Annotated in this window: 9 protein-coding genes; 3 read left to right on the top strand and 6 right to left on the bottom strand. The window is 58.4% G+C overall.

Translation table 11 applies throughout. From position 1 onward, the window contains the following. Nucleotides 1-36: 36 nt before the first annotated feature. Genes HU754_RS23460 through HU754_RS23450 form a run of 3 tightly spaced genes read left to right on the top strand, consistent with a single transcriptional unit; the run spans nucleotide 37 to nucleotide 11922 of the window. The gene (locus HU754_RS23460; RefSeq protein ID WP_186623842.1) at nucleotides 37-3783 is read left to right on the top strand and encodes a Tc toxin subunit A; all 3747 of its coding nucleotides are present in this window, start codon (nucleotides 37-39) and stop codon (nucleotides 3781-3783) included. Continuing rightward, the gene (locus tag HU754_RS23455) at nucleotides 3780-7886 is read left to right on the top strand and encodes a Tc toxin subunit A-related protein (RefSeq protein WP_186623844.1); all 4107 of its coding nucleotides are present in this window, start codon (nucleotides 3780-3782) and stop codon (nucleotides 7884-7886) included. The genes HU754_RS23460 and HU754_RS23455 overlap by 4 nt, the downstream gene beginning before the upstream one ends. Next, a complete protein-coding gene (locus HU754_RS23450) occupies nucleotides 7879-11922 on the top strand; it encodes an Ig-like domain-containing protein (protein ID WP_225919935.1) in 4044 nt (1347 codons plus the stop codon). The genes HU754_RS23455 and HU754_RS23450 overlap by 8 nt, the downstream gene beginning before the upstream one ends. Here HU754_RS23450 and HU754_RS23445 read toward each other — a convergent pair whose 3' ends face one another. The 6 genes from HU754_RS23445 to HU754_RS23420 are packed head-to-tail and all read right to left on the bottom strand — an operon-like array spanning nucleotide 11923 to nucleotide 18642. Then, nucleotides 11923-13254 (bottom strand): DUF58 domain-containing protein, encoded by a 1332-nt coding sequence (locus HU754_RS23445; protein ID WP_186623848.1) that lies wholly within the window; start codon nucleotides 13252-13254, stop codon nucleotides 11923-11925. Continuing rightward, complete coding sequence (locus HU754_RS23440) at nucleotides 13251-14252, bottom strand: AAA family ATPase (protein WP_186623850.1); 1002 nt, start codon at nucleotides 14250-14252, stop codon at nucleotides 13251-13253. The genes HU754_RS23445 and HU754_RS23440 overlap by 4 nt, the downstream gene beginning before the upstream one ends. Beyond that, a complete protein-coding gene (locus tag HU754_RS23435; RefSeq protein ID WP_186623852.1) occupies nucleotides 14249-15412 on the bottom strand; it encodes a DUF4350 domain-containing protein in 1164 nt (387 codons plus the stop codon). The genes HU754_RS23440 and HU754_RS23435 overlap by 4 nt, the downstream gene beginning before the upstream one ends. Next, nucleotides 15409-16956, bottom strand: coding sequence for a DUF4129 domain-containing protein (locus HU754_RS23430; protein ID WP_186623854.1), 1548 nt, complete (start codon nucleotides 16954-16956; stop codon nucleotides 15409-15411). Before HU754_RS23430 ends, HU754_RS23435 begins: the two co-directional genes overlap by 4 nt. After that, a complete protein-coding gene (locus HU754_RS23425) occupies nucleotides 16943-17920 on the bottom strand; it encodes a stage II sporulation protein M (protein WP_186623856.1) in 978 nt (325 codons plus the stop codon). The genes HU754_RS23430 and HU754_RS23425 overlap by 14 nt, the downstream gene beginning before the upstream one ends. After that, nucleotides 17917-18642: an RDD family protein gene (locus HU754_RS23420; protein WP_186623863.1), complete on the bottom strand. Its 726-nt coding sequence runs from the start codon at nucleotides 18640-18642 to the stop codon at nucleotides 17917-17919. The genes HU754_RS23425 and HU754_RS23420 overlap by 4 nt, the downstream gene beginning before the upstream one ends. Between the last annotated feature and the right edge of the window lie 127 nt (nucleotides 18643-18769).

Genomic DNA, 18769 nt, shown 5'->3' with positions numbered 1-18769 from the left:
CGGACCGGGCCCGTTATCGACTCAAGGAATGTGACCATGGCTGATTCACTCCGTCCCGCTGCGCAGTTGTTCATTCAGCTGTTTGGTCAGCAAACGTCCACTGCGCAAAACCGGCTTTCGAAACTCTGGAGTTACGTTGAGGAGGGGGGATCGTTTTTCCCACTGGTCGAAAAGGGTATTCCGTTGCTGGTCGGCGAGTACGGACTTGAGCAGGAAGAGGCGCGACGCTTTTTGCGCCGGGCCAACAGCCTGGCGAGCTATGTGCGGCGTCGGTTTATTGAACATCCTGTGAAGAGGGACAACGCCGGGTCGACAGGACCGTCCAGTGGTTTGATGTCGCTCGTTGATGACGGGCCGCAACTGGAGCGAATATTCGATCTGCAATTGAGAGCCAAGTGCCCCTCGGATTCTCTGGAGTCCATGTTCGGGCCTTCGGCGTATCTGGTCTTCTTGTATCGCTTGATTCGCGACTTGATCGAATCCGTTGGTGACGACAGCAAGCTGCCGTTGCATGAGCGTCGCACGGATTTGATGACGTTGACGGTCGACAGTAAAGCGGTGAACGCGCCGGAGTCATCAGTCGACGTGATCGTACGCGTGCTACAGGCGTTCATCGCTGCGAACACGGTGGTTCCAATTGAACAGGCATTGATCACAGCACGCTATCCCAACGGTCTGCCGTATTACCAGCATTGGGTCACGGTTGATGGGGTTGCGGGTTTCAGCGGACGATCAGTGGGGGATTTTGCCAACATCGTTGACGGCAAATTCCCCAACTTCTTGCACTCCGCGCCCCTGACCAGGCTTGCCGCTGCTGCTCTGGCGCATGCCTCTCGGCTGGGCCCTTACCAGCAGCGGCTGCTTACTGAGGAATACACATATCCCGAAGATATGCATCAGTTCTATCTGGAGAACTTTGGCACAGAAGACACTGAGTATCTGAATCTCAATCAGATATTTTATCTGGCTCAACGTACGAATCTTGTTGCCGAGGAGATTACAAGTCTTTTTTCGGTCGGGGACTACGCGCCGCGACGTTCGGCCAATGTGAAATACTCCAGTGAGCCCGATGTCCCGGAAGGCGGCCGATCCGGCTCGGTTTACATCAATGATAATGCTCACCCCGCTATCGGTATCACCACGCAGTCAGGGAAAAATTTTCATCGGATAATCGTTAATCCCAATACCCCAAGAGGCTTGAATACATTTGATCGACTCAACCGCAAGTTGCGCCTGGACAAATGGCTGAATCTGTCCCCTGAGCAGACTGACGCTCTGTTGGTGGCAGCAATCAGGGCGCAAGCGCGTGGAGCCGAAAAGCCTGAGGTGTGGGCGATTTCGGTCAACGTGATCCATGCATTGGGTCTGTTTCAGCGACTGCGTGAACGCTACAACTGCACGGCAGCGGATTTCGCCGTGTTTCTCGATGAACTGTCACTGTACGGTCGCGGTGACGCACTGTCGCAGTTCGATCAGGTCTTCAACAATCAAGACAATTATCGCGAGCCGCTGAGACTCGACGGCACACCGTTTGCGCTGATACCGACATCGGATCAAGACAATCTGACGGTCAGCCAGCTATGCAGTGGTTTGGGTATTGATCTTCAGACTTACCACTACCTGGCATTGGCGATAGCCCAGGCTCATGATCTTACCGATAATCTGGTGCGCAGTGCGCCGGTCATTTCCAGTTTTTACCGTCTGGTAAAACTGCCCCGGCTGTTGAATATCACGCCGGTCGAAGGCGTGTTGATGCTCAGTGTGCTGGGGGGAGAAACCTGGCTCAAAGGGCTGGCTGGCAAGCCGCGTATTGTCGACGTGGCGGTTGATGACAGCCGCATTGACGTCACCTCTGGCGATCCGGGTGTGCTGAGCCTGATCGAAGCCATGCAGGCCTGCGTGCAATGGTGCGAGCAAAGCAACATGTCGGTGCTGTGGATGTTGCAGCACGTGAGTGCACCACTGCGTCTGAGCGATTTCTCCCAGCAGGACCAGCAGTTCTTCGACAAGATCGGCACCCTCCTGCCCAGCGCGCGGTTATCCAATAATTCTTTTCTCGTAGCCGGTATTCCGCCGGCCGGAGAGAGCGACTGGCTGGATTTACTGTCGATTGACAGTGAGGGGCTGGCGCCGGTTGTCGATGCCAATGGCCTGATACTGGCCACTGCCATGACGCCGGAGGATTATTCGGCCTTTGCCCGCGAGAAGCTCGAATGGGCCGTCAGGAACGGCCTGGACATTGAGGAGGCCCAGGTCAGCGTCTTGGCCGAGATCATGCTCACCGTTCTTCTGCAGGCCAGAGACGCTCAAGTGTCGCTGGTCAGGGAGTCGCTGGCAGTCTACGCCGGCATCGAGGGCGAATTGGCCGTTCTGGTGCTGAACTGGGTCGATGCTTCGGTGTACCAACTGTTGCGCCAAGTGTATGACCGCACTGACCTCGAACCGCCAGCGACGCAGCGCAGGCGCGACGAACCTTCAGATCCTTTACTCGAATTGCTGGCTGTTGTGCGCCAGCGCGCCGAAGTCGTTTCAATGCTGGGTTTGAGTGCGGCCCTGCTCCAGGATTATCTGGATTATGGATATGAGGCGTGGGTCGACCAAAGCATCATCATCATCGATCCCTCTCAAAAATATGTGTTCTCGGTGCGCATACTTTACGCGATGACCACGCTGACCCGCGCGTTCAGCATGAGTGCACAGCCGGAACAGAAATTGCTGGACTATCTGCGTCAGGTCCATTCGCTTCCTGCCCGACCCAGCGAGGATGCATTGCGGGTGGTGCAGCAGGCAGCTGCCATCAAACTGGCTGAATTCTTTGCCTGGAGCGCGCAGGAAGTCAGCGAATGTGTTCGCCATATCGATCCTGAAACCCAAGTGTTGAAAACCCTGGAACAACTGGATCTGCTGATACGCGTTTACCAGTTGTCGATGCAGACCGGTATGGATGCCCGGACCATTTTGCGGATCGGTACCTTGCCGGAGACAACCGATGCCAGCGAGGCCTATGCCCAGGCAGCTGAACTGGCTTTGCTCAGTCAGACCCAGACGCGTGTGCCTGTCGAGCAAGCACCGGGCGAACTGAAGCAGTTGGTCAGGATGACTTGCGCAGTAGAACCGACGGAAGTCTTCGCTAGTAAAAAAGATGAGAAAGCGATCATTACGATGACGCTCACCGACGCCCGAGGTGCAGCGTTGAAAGGCATCGCTGTTGATTGGCACTCCGAGCTAGGGACCATCAGATCAGGCATCACCGATCCCGAAGGAGTCCTCACGGCTGAGTATTTTCCGGGCACAGTCTTGGGCACGGACAGCCTTTATTTTTCCCTGAGCCTGCTCGAGCCTGAGTGGGCAGTGAGCATCGACGTCATCGCCCACGCCGAGAGCATGAATTTCCCGACCGGGCTTATGTCTCCGGTGCCAACGGAGGTCGTGCCGCTTGGTCAGGAAATCACACTCTACGCCACGATGGTGGACCAGTACGGAAACCTTGGGGCCAACATGCTGGTGGACTGGGCCTGGGAGGTAGAAACAGATCCCGAAGAAAGGCCAACGATCCGTCCGGCACAGGGTTTCACCAATCAGCAAGGTCAAACCACGGTTTATATCACCAGCGATTTCAGCGGTGAATTCGAAGTCGGTATACGCAGCCTGGCAAGCGGCTTGGGGACACTCTTCGAACCCATCAGGTTTGGGGTGACGCAAGGCCGCAGCCACTCGCTTGAACAAGCGTCAACGCCTTCCGCCAGTGACTCGGGAACCTCTTCCACGGAGCAAGGATCATGACATCGAACAACATTGGCCTGTTGCAGGAAAAACGTCGTACCGCGTTGCTTGAGTATTGCATCGGGCAAGTAAAGGCGGAGCGTTACCCGCCTTTGCAGACCCCGGAGGACGTGTTCGAATTGCTGCGCATCGACCCGTTGGACAGTGCTCGTGTGCAGACGTCGGGGGTTGCCGAAGCGATCAGTTGTGCGCAGCAATATATCAGTGCGGTGTACAACAAAATGGAGCCCGGTTTCGAAAACCACGAGTTTCCCTATGAGCAGCTGGAAAACTGGGCGCTGTACAACAACTACTCGGACTGGGCCGCAGTGCAGATGATCGCGCTCTACCCGGAAAACTACATCAATCCGTTCGTCCGTCAGCGTAAGACGGATCTGTTCAAGGCCCTTGAAAACAACCTCAACCAGGCCCGTTTGAACAGCGATTCGGTTCAAGCCGCGCTACAGGATTACTTGCAAGCCTTCGAACAGATCTGCGACCTGGATGTTGTCAGTGGCTACATGGACGGCACGACCCCGGAGCGCGCCGATTATTACTTTGTCGGGCGTCAGCGGGTGCCGCCGTTCCAGTACTTCTGGCGCAAGGCGCAAATCGAGATCACGCCCACGTGTGTGGCCGTCAACCCGGCGGCGTGGAGTGAATGGAAAGCGGTGGATATTCAACCTGCCGGGCGGGTGCTGGACATGCGTCCGGTGGTCTGGAATGGCCGACTGTGTCTGGTCTGGGCGGAGTGGCGGGACAAGGTCGGCGAGATCATCAAAGCCGTCCCCGCGGATCCCTCAAAGGACGACAGATCCCGATTCGTGCCCCATCAGCTGGATATCAATGTGGCCTTCATGAGGCAGAACGGCCAGTGGTCGGCGCCTTTGAATTTACACCATGGCGAGTTTGATGAGGATCTTTCTGCGGGTGCCTGGCTGATTGCAACCGTGTGGGTCGACTCTCAGAATCCCAAAGGCAAGCTCGGGGTATTGCTGGACAATGATAAAACCGGCACAGCTGCCTTGAACGAGACCGCGATCATCGATGTGCTGATGCGCCCCGTTGTTGAAGACGGTGGTACCTGGCTGGAGATGGCCAAGAATGATCGATTTGTTTCTGCCTTGACGGTTCAGCACCCCTTGGGTCTTGAGGTTACTGTGGTCCCAAGTGAGTCACCGTCAGGCTCCATGGCAGCTTTTCTGGGGCTGAACGTCTTCGCCATGCGAGTGGGTGACAAAGACGAGCTGACGGTTGAGGGCTTTTGCAGGCCCACAGGTTTGTCAGAGAAGAATACAAACTTCACCTTGCAGTTGGAGAATTCCGCCGGTGGTGACCCGGTGCCGGTGATGCGTTCGGTGCCTACAGCCGGCGGTTGGACAATGAATTTTTTGGGTACCTTCACTCGACCAAAGGGGACCTGGAACAACGTCAAGTTCACTCTAAGGAATGATACTGAAGGCTTTGGCGGTAAACAGTTTGCTCTGACGATTGTCGATCTCCCGTATTTCCGCGCGCCAACGCTGCTTAAAAACACCACGGATGCCGCCCAGTTCCTCGACTTTCAACTCGGTGATGACTGGGCGTTGCGCTACGTTCGGCTCAATTCGCTGTTCGGTCCCGAGTTGGTCACACGCTCCACTGTCTCTCCTGCGACGCTGATTAATTGGGACTCCCAGCATCTGTCAGAGCCGCCGCCTACCGATGTTGATTTCACGGAACGCAATGGCGCTTTCGACGGTGCCAACGGTCTGTTTTTCTGGGAGCTGTTTTTCCATCTGCCGCATTTGATCGCGACACGCTTGCGTGATGAAGAGCGGTTTGCCGAAGCACAGACGTGGTTGCATTTCATTTTCGATCCCCGGGCCCCTGCCGATAGCAACTCGGTACCCGAGAAACCACGTTTCTGGCGCTGCCGCCCCTTGATCAACGATCTGGGGCATGCCGGTTGTGAAGCCGCGGCGCCCGCCGACCCGGATGCGATTGGATATTCGGCGCCTGTGCATTTGAGGCTGCTGATGTTCATCGAATATGTGAAGAACCTCATGGCCTGGGGGGACTGGCATTACCGCCAACTGACCCGCGAAAGCCTGGTGGCGGCAAAGCTGTGCTATGTACAAGCGGGATCATTGATGGGCAAACCGCCTCTGACTCAAACGGTGAACTTGTGGCAGACCGCGACGCTGGAGAACCTTCTGGCCCAAAGTTGCACGCGTACGGCTCTGGAAGCTTTCGAGCAGACATTGAATTACAGCCTGGCAGATGTTCCGGGCGGCTCCGATACGGCTCCCATGCTGGGCATGTTGGGGTGTCCGCCGTTCAGGGCACCCATCAATGATGAGTTGCTCGCGCGGTTCAACGAGCCGCAGTACCGCATGAACAACTTGCGCAACAACTTGACCATTGATGGCAAGCCCATGCTCCTGCCGTTGTTCAACCCACCGACTGACCCGAACCAATTGCTGCGCGCTCTGGCCGCAGGTGGTGTCGGTGGCGCCAGACCGATGGGCGGACGGCTGGTGGTGATTGCGTTTCGCTGGCGCACGATCTTCGAGGTTGCCTTGCGTGCGGTGCAGGCCTTGCAGGATTACGGCAGCCAGGTACTCAATCTGCTTGAGCGGCGTGATCGTGCCGAGCAGGAAGAGCTGCAGCAAAACCATCTGGTGGAGTTGGGTAACTACGCCAAAACCATGCAGGAGCAATCCATCGCTCAGTTGGAGGCGAGCATGACGGCGCTTGAGCAGAGCCGGACAGTGGCTCGGGAACGGGCTGCTGCTTACGCAGCTCGCTATGACGAAAACGTGTCGGCTGTCGAATATCAGGTCATGGCAAACCTGGACCAGTCCAAAGAGCTGGCGCTGACTGCCAAAATCCTCAAACCGGTAGGCGCGGCCTTGGCGGCCGCGCCCAATATCTTCGGTATGGCGAACGGCGGGTTTCGTATCGACAAAGTTACCGATGCCATCTGCTTTGGCCTGGAGATAGCTTCGTCGATGCTGCAAATCGATGCCGACAAGCAAGCTACCACCGAAGGCTATCGCCGTCGCCGCAATGAATGGGGGCTGCAACGCGATCAGGCGCTGGCAGAAATTGCGGCCATCGATGCGCAAATCGTCGCGCAGAACCATGCGATTGATGCGGCCAGAACCAACCTCGCGCAAACGCTACGAGCTAACGCTCAGGCGTTGACGATGTACAACTATCTGAAAAAACGCGCGACCAATGCCGAATTGTTCGGCTGGATGCTGGGCCAGCTCAAGGCCTTGCACTATCAGGCTTACGACGCAGTAGTCAGTCTGTGCCTTAGCGCACAAGCGGCGATGAGCGCCGAAACCGGCGATTACGACTCACATATTCCCTTGCCGCAGGTCTGGCAGGATCAACGCCACGGTTTGACTGCTGGCGAGCATCTGCGCGCGTACCTGCTGCGTATGGAACGTGAGTACTTGCAACGCACCGAGCGGCGTCTGGAACTGGTGAAAACCATCTCGTTGCGTCGCCTGTTCAATGACGCAACTGACCCTCAGGGCGTTGGTAGTTGGGAGGCTGCATTGGCGCAATTGCAGACGAACGGCTCGCTGGAATTCAAACTCACCCAACTGCTGTTCGATCGGGACTATCCGGGACATTTCTGCCGGCAGATCAGTTCGGTGGAAGTCGACTTGCCAGTGCTGACGGGGCCTTTCGAGGACGTGCGCGCGACCTTGCTGCAGGTCGGCAGCATGACCGCCAGCCGGGCTTCGGTGCAGTCAGTGCAGTACTTGCACAATCCTGGTCCTGGGGTAGTGGCCCCTTCTGATGTGCTGTTCAACTTGCGTCCGGGCCAGCAGATCGCCCTGTCGGTGGGTATTGCCGACAACGGCATGGCGGCGGCGAAGCCAGACGAAGGTTTGCTCTATCCATTTGAAAATACCGGTGTGGTGTCCGCCTGGGAGCTGAAATGGCCATGGCATAAAGAACCGCCGCAGGAGGCCACGCTGCGCTCGATGAACGATTTCATTTTGCGCATTCGCTACACGTGCAAGAGCGGAGATCAGTCGTTTACCGATTCGGTGAAGGAGTTGGTCAATGCAGCACAAGAGGGCCTGGCCGGCAAGGGCAAGGGAGTGCGCAGTCATGAATAATCCTATCGTTCAGGTGAATGAAAACCTGGTGTGCAACGGTGATTTCGAAGAAAGGTTCGATTGTTGGGCAAAAACGGGGGCGGTTGCCATAGGCCTGGCGTATTACGACAACACGCCTGTCAAGCACATCAAAGCGCCGAAGGGCGCGGGTGTCACGCAGGACGTCACACTTCCCAGAGATCCTGATGGCAATGGTGCTTATTGGCTGAGTTTTCTGTGGGAAAGCAGTTTCAGCCAATCAGGCTGGGTGAGGATTTCTCAGGGAGAAATCGAGCATTACCGCATCGAACTCAAACCCGTGGGTAAACCTGATCAGGCACAACAGCGCGAGGGTTTCGGATCAGGGCCAGAGAGGCGTTTCAGTCCGACTCTGCATGAAGTGGAACTGACATCGGACATCTCAAGCTCAAAGCCGCTGCGCATCGAAATATACAGCTCGACAGAGTCTTCGAGTCCAAATGGCGAACTCTGGGTTACACGCGTCAAAGTCGAGTTGAAACTCGCGCCACTTGAGTTGCAGGAAATTGAGCTGGACGGCATGTCGTTCCTGCCCTTGCGCAAAATATACCTGTGTCAGGGCGCCAGCAGGGGTGGAGCTTTTGGCAGCGACGCATTGATCACACCCCACGTACTCGGTTTTGTACCTGTGCCGGATAACCCTTGGGACGGCACCCCGGTTGCATTGAGCATCGACAATAACCCGCAGGGCGCGATTGTCGCGACGCCTGCTTGGGACTCCCCGCAATCGCTGGACGTGCCATGGACGCTTGATTGCCCGTTAATCGATGATCAGGACTACGAATTCACCCTGAGCTTGCGCAACCGTTACACCGCGCAGACCTACGAGATCCCCGTATCGCTGGGGCATCATCGACTGATTTTTCGTGAGGTGGTCGAGGCCGCTTACTACCCGTTGATTGAGCAAAGTGTCCGTTTGGGTGTGCAAGTAGCGTCGTATTACACCGGCCAGCCATTTGCCGGGCTTACGGTGAACTGGGCGACCGCCGAGCACGGGGTGTTGGCGGCCACCGTTACTGATGAACAAGGTTGGGCTTACTTCGATTATGAGGCGAAGGCAGCAGGGGACTTCGTTATTGAAGCCTCTGTGGTCAGCTTTTATTACGAGCAGGGTGTGTGGACTCAGACGTTTGACGTACTGGTACTGGGCGAGGATCCGTGGGCACGGTTGACTGTCCGTGAAAACAACGAAATCAGGGACTGGATTGATAACAGTTATCCGAACCGGGGTTCTACCCATTTCATTGATGTAATGCTGGCGGCCAACAGTCGTCTGCGAGGCAGCGACTTCTATCTGCATTGGCACGGTGACAAGCCTGGGCAACTGGGTGTCGTGGTCAGTCCGCCACTGGAAACATCGGTTCTCATGCCGATCGATGGAGGGGGCACTGCATCCTGGACGCTGAACTGCGAAGACCGGCGCGACGGGATATTCGAGTTGTCACTGGTCTGCTCGAAGCTGTTGTTGCCGTCGCCCAGAAAACGTATGTCGCTGGCGCGCAACAGGATCAGGATCAAAGAGGTGCGTCAGGCCGAGAATAGTCCGGTGGTGGAGGAACACGAAAGTGCGTACCTGCGCTTGCAAGTGGTGCATGTTACTGATCAGGGCGACGGCGAACCGGTGATCGGTGCGCTGGTCGAGTGGCAAATGGCCGAAAGCGTCGTGCAGAGCCAAACGGGAAGCGGTGGTTGGGGGAGCCTGAAGTTTTACACCAGAGAACACGGGATTCATGCGATCACCGCGGCGGTGCGAGCGCATGAATCGGCCGAGTCGCATGAGTGCGAATTTAGCGTGACCGCGATTGCCAGGAGTTCATGGAAGGACAAGGTCAACATCACATTTGATCGTGGTCTGGTCAACCAGGATCTAGGGGTTGTCTGCAAACGAGGCCTGACCCATTCCCTGGTGGTTACTGCTCTCGCCGACAGTCCTCTTATCGGCCAGGAAATCACGTTGGCATGGGGCATTGACGACCCAGGCATCGGGCTGGTGGTGAGTGAACTTGGCGAGCCCAGGGTATTGCGGGCAGATGAACCGCTGATCTGGACTCTGAGTTCTGAATTCGCCAAGAGCCGCAGCAGCATGTTCGGACTGCGGTTGTTGACCGATTCACTGGAAGATCGAGAGTTGCTCGGCCGCTTGGTTTCACCGGATATTTACGATGAGTTCACTCTGGAACTGGATCATATGAGCACCGACCGAGGTCAGTTGCTGTATCCCTGCCTGGGTGCCGTACACCGGTATATTTTCAGAACCAACGCACTGAGTGCCCTGGTGGGGCTTGCCATGGATTTGCAATGGTCCGGAACTCCAGCGTCAGAGATGGACATCGTTCTCGACCCGCCTCCACATAGCCACAATGTTATTGATGAAAGTGGCATGACCTGGACACTGGATTGTTCCGATAGTCAGGGGGGCGGGGCGTTCGGTCTGAAATTCTTGACGGGGGGGGCTGGCTCGACGGATGTCACCAGAATGCACTTGGGCCACAACAAACTCAGCATTGAAACCGTACGTGAGTCTGCCGTTTTCCCGATCGTGGGTCAGGACCCAGCATGGATGTGGGCGAAAGTACGTTCGGATTTCTCGGAAGCTGCCATGGTTCAAGTGCCAACGCAGTGGAAGGTGGATGGTCATTCTGAAGAACATGTGACTGCTGACGATGGCTGGGCAGGCTTTGCGTATGGGGCAACCACAGGCGGATCGGCAATGGTTGAAGTGTCTGTCACCAGTCCGTATGACAATGCTACAGATACACGTTCGATGGAGGTCTGTTCGCTGGCCGACGATCCGTGGGCTCGATTGCAGTTCAGTATGGACAACGGACCTGCACAGCCTTTCGGCCAGGACACTGGTTTTGCGCGTCGCAAACTGACCCATAGAATCGATGTAACTGCCCCACAAGACACCTTCTTGTCCGGTCGAAAGTTGACGTTGGGCATGGTCGGCACCGGACCTGAGGCACTCGGCATTCGTTTTACTCAGCCCGTACTCGGTTTGCCAAGAGTTTTCAGCCGCGAGGCGGGATTCACCGATTCCTTCATGGTCGATGACAAGCGTAACGGCAGTTTCGGCTTGTTTCTGGCCTGCGAAAGCCTGGCTCGATGGTCACCTGTCAATGCAATGTCGGTGGGCGAAGGCACCCAAGTGGTGAAAATCGCCGAGCGTTCGCGGGTTAGCGAGACGCTGTACTGGGGCGAGGCTGTGTCCGAGCAGATCACCATTGTTTCGGCCATCAGTGGCAGGCCGATGGCGGGGATGAACGTTGTCTGGCGCAGTGCGGATCTTGGCGAGGTGACGACGACCACCAACTTCTACGGCGTGGCGCGGATCCGCTTTGTGCCCAAGACGCCCGGAGCGGCGCAACTGACCGCGACGGTGGGGGACACGCAGTATTCGGAATCGATTTCGTTGCCGTATTTCCTGCATGAACCTCGACAGATCAAGGAACTGTTCAGCGATGATCTGACCGGTTATCCGGGGCAAGAAATTTCAGCTCAGGCTTTGGTGGTTTCAGCCAATACCGGCGAGCCTTTGGCTAATGTCGAAGTGATGTGGGAATACAACAACACATCTTTACCGGCAACACTGACGGGTACCGATGGGATGGCAACGGTGCGCTTTGTCTTGGGCTCTGCAGGTGAGGCAGCGTTGTGGGCGTCGGTAAAGGGCGGCTTGGCTGGCTGGGATGTGGAAACGCTGCGGTTGACTGTCACTGAACGTCCTGCAGTTGTGAAGTCCGTCGTCGCTGCGCCGAATCCGGCTTTCGTGAACGACTGGGTAACCATGACTGCGTTGATCGTAGACAAGGCTTCTGGAGAACCGATGCCGAAAAGGAAAATTCTTGTCTCCATTAACGGCAGGCCATTCATTGATTACAGTACAAATGGCAACGGTAAATACGAAACCTCTTGGAGGGTGATGGATCTGTCGGAAACCGTGTCCCTTGACGTCAAAGTCGAGAATCCTGACGGTACCTCGAGCAGCGGATCTGTGCACGTGCGGATCGAGAGATGATCAAAGCGCCGCACTTCTTTTCCAACTGAGATACCGCGTCACCAGTTCGGCCCCCAGTTCTGCGGGCCGGACATCCACCACCGGAACGCCATGAGCGCTCAACCGCTCATGGAGTTCTGCCCGCTCATTCAGGTAACTCACCGTGCCGCAGTAAGCCAGCGCTTCGGGCAGCGTTTGCACCGTGGTCTGGCGTAACGTGTCCAGCGCTTCTTCGCGCAGACTGGCCACCAACACCCGATGTTGTGCGCTCAGGCGTTTGACCGCGCTTAGCAGTTCCTCATCGTCCTCATCGCGCAGGTTGGTTACCAGCACCACCAAGGCCCGGCGCTTCTGTCGCGTCAGCAGTTGATTGGCGGCGGCCTGATAATCGGCAGGGCGCTGCGTGCTGTCGAGGTCATAAACCGTGTTGAGCAGCACGTTCAATTGGCCGCTGCCTTTGACCGGCGCGAGATGGCGTGGGTGTTCGCTAGCGAAGGTACTCAAACCCACCGCATCGCCCTGACGCAAGGCTACATAACTGAGCAATAGGCAGGCATTGAGCGCGTGGTCGAAGTGCGACAGTTCATCGTCCTGGCTGCGCATGCGTCGGCCACAGTCGAGCATGAGGATAATCTGCTGATCGCGCTCGTCCTGATATTCACGGGCAATCGGTGAGCGTTGGCGTGCGGTGGCTTTCCAGTCGATCTGGCGCAGGCTGTCGCCTTCACGGAATTCGCGCAGTTGGTGAAATTCCAGGCCCTGACCGCGCCGTTGCCGTTGGCGCACGCCGAGCTGGCTGAGCCAATTGTCCACCGCCAGCAACTCACCGCCGTAGAGCCGGGCGAAGTCGGGGTAGACGCGGGTCTGGTCGCTGACCCTGAGCAAGCGTTTGCCTGACCATAATCCCAAGGGGCTGGGCAGGTTGATTTCGCACTGGGTGAAGTTGAAATGACCGCGTTTGAGCGGGCGCAGACGGTAGCCGAGCAGGCTGCGCTGGCCGGGTTGCAATTCAATCGACAACGGCAGGTTTTCGAAGCTCAGGCCTTCTGGCGGATGGTCGAAGAGTTGAATGTGCATCGGCTCGCTGAAGTCGTGTTCGACTTCCAGGCGCACCTCACTCCAACGGCCGAGTGCCAGGCTGCCGGGCATCTGCCGAGTGATGCGCGGTGTTGGCAAACGGTGCAGACGCAACGCATCCAGCGCCGCCAGAGCCAGCAGCGCGAGCAGCAATCCCCAGTTGATCGATATCAGGCTCGCCGGGATATCGATCTCCAGTGCGCGCAACGTGCCCGGCACAATGCCGATGAGCAGCAGCAAGGCCAGCCAGATCAACAGCAGGCGCGAGGGTTTCACAGGCGCGGCGCCGGAACTTGGTCGAGTAATTGTGCGAGTACCTGATCGACCTGCAGGCCTTCGATGTCCAGCTCCGGCGCGATGCGTACGCGATGGCGCAGCACGGCCAGCGCGCAGCCCTTGATGTCGTCGGGAATCACGAACTCGCCGCCACGCAACAAGGCGCGGGCACGGGCGCAACGCACCAGAGCAATCGAGGCGCGCGGCCCAGCGCCCAGGGTCAGCCCCGGCGAGGTGCGCGTGGCGCGCGCCAGGCGCACGGCGTAATCGAGAACCTGATCGTCCAGTGGCAAATCACTGGCAATCCGTTGCAGGGCTTGCACATCCTTGGCCTGCAACACGGTGCGCAGCGGTTGCACATCGAGCATGTCGGCGCGGGTCGAGCGGCAGACCTGGCGCACCATGTTCAGCTCCTGATCGGCGTCGGGGTAGTCCATGCGCACCTTGAGCATGAACCGGTCGAGCTCGGCTTCCGGCAGGGGATAAGTGCCTTCCTGTTCGATCGGGTTTTGCGTGGCGAGAACCATGAACGGTTGCGCGATCGGCAGGGCGCGACCTTCGAGCGTGACCTGGCGCTCCTGCATCGCTTCGAGCAAGGCGGCCTGGGTTTTCGCCGGGGCGCGGTTGATCTCGTCGGCCAGCAGAAGATTGGTGAACAACGGGCCTTTGCGCAGCTTGAACTGCTCGGTTTGCAGGTCGTACACGGCATGGCCGGTGACGTCGCTGGGCATCAGGTCCGGGGTGAATTGAATCCGTGCAAACTCGCCGCCGAAACAACGGGCCAATGCGCGCACCAGCAGGGTTTTGCCCAGTCCCGGCACGCCTTCGAGCAGCACGTGACCGCCGGCGATAAGCGCCGTCAGCACGTCATCGATCACCTGGTTCTGGCCGATCAACGCTTTTTGCAATTCGCCACGTACTGCTTGCGCCAACTGGCTGGCACGCTGGCGTTGCTGGGCGGCGTGGCTGGCGCTGCCGGGCTCGATCTGTTCAGTCATAGCGTGTTCCTCAAAGTTTGCAGGTGGGCGACCTGGCGGCAGAAATCGGCGTTGGACAGGCGCCGATCCGGCACCGGGCTCAGGGCCTGGCTGATGGCGCGGGTGGGTTGTCGGGTCAGGCGTGACAATGCCAGCCACTGTTCGGCAACGTTCAATTGGTCAAAGCCGGGGTGACGGCGACGGGCACGGCGCAGAACGTCCTGTTGCAGTGCTTGCAGCAACGCCTGCTGGCCGTTGTGGCGCAACAGGAAATCGGCGCTGGCGCGCAGGTGTTCCTGCAATTGCCGGCGTCCACTCGGGGTGGGTAATTGCAGTGGGCCGTGACGTACGCCGACGTGCCAGAGCCACAGGCCGATCAACGCGAGCAAAGCGACGATGGCTTGCGGGAAGTAGCGCCAGAGCAAGGTCAGCAGGCCATCGTGCTCGGTGTTGTAGATCAACGTGACGTCGGTGTCGGCGCTCAAATACCAGAGCAGCCAGGCGTTGTCGTATTGGCTGATGGTCTTGTTCTTCCACAGCTCGGCGTCGGTGACCACGGTGATCGTGCCCAGGCTGTAGGGCAGCTGCATCATGTGCGTGGCCTTGGCGCTGTTGGCCCAGGCTTGCGCCAGATTCTGCGGGTCGTCGAGGTGGAAGTCGGTGTCGAAGCCAGCGTAGGCCGGTGCGTCTTCGTCTTCCAGATAAAGTCTGGTCAGTTGCGGGAAGCGCTCTGGTTCAGTGTCTGCGGGTAAATCTTTCAGATCCTTGCTCAGGGATTGATGCAGTTGCACGCGATCGAGCAACAGATCGTTGCTTTGTTTGCTCTGCTCATCCCACAGCGACTCGGCGACGAACACCAGCCGCCCGCCTGCGCGGGTCCAGTTCAACACTTGGTCAACCTGACGCGGGGTCATGCGTGAGCGGTCGTTGAACAACAGCAACGTGTGGCTGCGTGGGTCAATGTCCGGGAGTACCGCGAGGCTTTCGGCATGGCTGACGTTGAGCCCGCGTTCACGTAAAAACAGCTCGGCGGCCAGATACGGATTGGCTTGCGCGGCGGGCGAGGGCCCGTGATCGACTTCTTCCTGATAAGGCGTGGCGTTGAGGTAGAGGAACACGCTCAGCGTGCCGATTAACAGGGCTATCAACGCAGCCACCCACCACAGTGTCCGGCGATTCAACGGGCGGCTCCGGGACCAAACAAGGCGCGCCAGCCATCGCACAGCTCCTGCTTCAGGGAGGCTGCCGGGACACGATGCCCATAGGCCATGTTCTGCCAATGGGTGGTCAGGCTGCGGCTGAAGGCGAGCAGTTCCGGGCGTTGCAATTGTTCAACGTGCGCCAGCACCTGAAGTTCGGTGTCAGCGGGTTTCAGGGTCATATCGAAGTCGTCGAGCAGATGGCTGAGCAGCCCTCGATACAGCAGGCCCAGCGCTGCACGAGGTTGGCTTTGCCAGAGGTGTTCGGCGCTGCCTGCAATGTCGTCAGGCAAGGTGTCGCGGTTCAAGTCCAGACCGAAGGCTTGTTGCGGCAGCGCGCGTTTCCGTTTGGCAGGCAGTCTCGGACGGCGGCTGACGAACGCTTGGAGATAGTCGCGATAACGCCAGATCAGCCAGCCGAACGCAGCAATCACCGTGCCCCAAAGCAACACTTCAATGATCTTCGCCAGCACATTGAAGTGTTGCCCGTCGAGCCAGTCCAGCAGGGTTTTCAGCCAATGTGGCGCTTCACCCGGCTTCTGCGCTTCGGCAGGTTTCTCCGGGTCGTCGCCAAAGCGATAGCGGGTGACGACTTCCTTGTTCTTGAACGGCGGCTGTTCAAGCAATGCCTTGATGCTGTCCCGTGAGGCCTGGCTGGTGAGTGGTTGATTCAACAAACGCGGTGCCTGCGGACTGTCATCAGGCTCGGCCGCCCAGGTCGATGGCATATTCGGCAGCACCAGAAAGACCGCCAGCAGCAGTCCCAACACAGCGTTGTTCAGACGCTGGCGCAATCGGCGGAACACCAATTCGATGTCCCATGCTTCCAGTTGTGTGCGCCGGTTCAGATAAAGGCTGAAGCCGCAGGCGACATAGACCGGCTCCCACACCACCAGCACCAGCGCGTAGAAAGCATTGGTCAGGTGTTCGAGCCAGTGCCAGTCTTGATCCGCCGCGAGAATCAGTGACTGCCAGCTCCAATCCGTTTCGATTTGCTCCGGAAGCAACATATAGAACAGCACCATCAAGCCGATCCACAGCGCGGTTTCCAGGTGCACGCCAATGATGGTCAGCCACTGAGCGGCGCCAGCGTTGCGTTGCAGGAGCACGTGCAGGCGTTGTTGCCTGGTGCTGCCATCGAGGCCTTCGAGTTGCACCACCGGCAGCAGAAAACTGCGGCTGAAACTCAGGCGGCGCCAGGTCAGGCTGGCCAGCAGTTGCGGTTTGAGCAGGCGCGGCCATTCGCGCAGAGCTTGCTTGAGTGTAGGTGTTTCGCCAAACAGCGCTTTCGACAGGATGTACAGCGGCAGACGTTCGTACGCCGGTTTCAGCCACCAGAAGATAAACACCGCCAGCGACGGCGAGTCCCATAGCAACAGGCTGAGCAAAGCGAACAGCGGCAGGGTGACAATCGCCCAACTGGTCATCAGCAGACGCCGATGTTGCTGGCTCATCAGCACGCCGAGGTCCATGGCTTCCCAGGTCGTGCGCGGACGGATCACCACGGTGGCGTCACTCAGGCGCATGGTGGGTCCTTCCAGCGAACAACAGATAGACCGCGACCAACGTCCAAAGCGCGGCGCCGACCAGATATTTGGTCAAAGGTGTGACACTGGTTTTCGACGACCAATAGGCTTCGATAAACGCGGCAATCAACAGGAACAACATCACCCCGCAGACCAGCAATACGCTCTTGCGCGCCGCCCGTTTCAGCGCTTCGCTGCGGGTCAGCCGCCCGGGCGCGATCAACGCCCAGCCGAGTTCAAGGCCCGCCGCCCCGGCGAGGGCGATGGCGCTGAGTTCAAAGGCGCCGTGGGCGATGACGAATGACCAGAAAGTCTGGCCGAAACCGATCTCGCTGAGATGCCCGGCGACCGCGCCGATGACCATGCCGTTGTAGAACAGAAAGAACGCACTGCCGACGCCTAGCAACAAGCCACTGGCGAAAGTCTGAAAGGCAATGCCGATGTTGTGCATCACGTAGTAACCGAACATTACCCAGTCTTCGCTGGCCGCACGTTCGGCGGGGCGTCCGAGGTGGCCGGCGACCGGGTCGTACATGCCTTGCATCTCGCGCACCTGATCGGCGGGGATCAGGTTGTAGACCAGTTCGGGAAATACATACACCAACACGCCGACGCCGATCAGACTGCCGAAGAACAGCAGGCTGGCGACCAGCACAAAGGGCCATTCGGCACGGACCAGGCGGGGGAAGTCGGCGAGGATGAAACTCAGCAGATTGGCGCCGAGTCGACTGCGGTGACGGTAAAGCTGTTGATGTCCGCGCAGCACTTGTTGTTGCAGCGAATCAATGAGGAAACTGCTGTAGCCGCGATCCTGCGCCAACGCCAGATGCTGGCAAAGCCGGCGGTAGGCTTTGGGGAAACCGGCGACTTGCGAGGTCTCCTTGCCGCGCTCAAGGCGTTCAAGGGCTAGCGCAAAACGCTCCCATTCGGCCTTGTGCCGCGTTTCGAAAAGACTTTGCTTCATGTCGGGCCCAACAAGCCGCGAGCGATGCCATTGAGTTCAGCCACAGCCTTGGGCGCAGAAATGTGCAATGGCTGGGCGAGCAGGGCTGCCAGTTCATTGATACGTGCAGGCGATAATTCACCTTGGCGCTCGGCAAAACCCAGCACGGCGCGTTGTTCTGCAAGCGTCAGGGGGACGGGCGAACGCCGTGGTTCGGCTTCAGGCAGTTGCGGGCGAGTCAGCGGGCGTTCGCTGTAGACCACCAATGTGCCGGCGGCGATGTCGCCAAGGCGTTTGAAGGTCGGGTGTTGCAGGCAACTGAGGGTGCCGAGGAAGTAGCCGAAGGGCAGCAGATCGACAAAGCGCAGCAGGTTGCGCAGCAGCGAGGCCGACCAGCCAACCGGGGTGCCGTCATCGTGCACCACACGCAGCCCCATCCACTGTTTACCCGGCGAGCGGCCCTGGCGCAGCACTTCGAACAGCACCATGTACCACCAGCTGATCGCAAACAGCAGCAACGAACCGAGGCCGATGCCGAGCTTGCCGAGAAACGCCAGGGCGATGAACAGCACCCCCATGATCACGCCGCGCAGGGCCAGATCGATCGCAAAGGCTACGGCACGCACCATTAACCCGGCGGGACGCAACGGCAGGTCGATGCCTTCCGGCGTTTCGACCTGATGCCGCGTATCCAGCGGCGGGGCCAGCGGTGCTTTCCTTGGCGGTGCTGTGGTCTCGAGCATGGGCTACCTGGTGTTCGCCTGTTCGGGGTGCAAGTGAGGTCGATGCTAGCAGCCTCTCGGGGGAAAACGACATAACTATGTATTGCACATCGTGAAGTCCGAAGTGTTTGAATGACGCGAGGCTGGC

The organism is Pseudomonas zeae (assembly GCF_014268485.2).
GTDB lineage: Bacteria > Pseudomonadota > Gammaproteobacteria > Pseudomonadales > Pseudomonadaceae > Aquipseudomonas > Aquipseudomonas neuropathica.
This window is presented reverse-complemented; position numbering and strand designations above follow the sequence as displayed.

Coding starts and splice junctions, on each gene's coding strand:
- HU754_RS23460 (WP_186623842.1), top strand. CDS start 37: ATGGCTGATTCACTCCGTCCCGCTGCGCAGTTGTTCATTCAGCTGTTT.
- HU754_RS23455 (WP_186623844.1), top strand. CDS start 3,780: ATGACATCGAACAACATTGGCCTGTTGCAGGAAAAACGTCGTACCGCG.
- HU754_RS23450 (WP_225919935.1), top strand. CDS start 7,879: ATGAATAATCCTATCGTTCAGGTGAATGAAAACCTGGTGTGCAACGGT.
- HU754_RS23440 (WP_186623850.1), bottom strand. CDS start 14,252: ATGACTGAACAGATCGAGCCCGGCAGCGCCAGCCACGCCGCCCAGCAA.
- HU754_RS23430 (WP_186623854.1), bottom strand. CDS start 16,956: ATGCGCCTGAGTGACGCCACCGTGGTGATCCGTCCGCGCACGACCTGG.
- HU754_RS23425 (WP_186623856.1), bottom strand. CDS start 17,920: ATGAAGCAAAGTCTTTTCGAAACGCGGCACAAGGCCGAATGGGAGCGT.
- HU754_RS23420 (WP_186623863.1), bottom strand. CDS start 18,642: ATGCTCGAGACCACAGCACCGCCAAGGAAAGCACCGCTGGCCCCGCCG.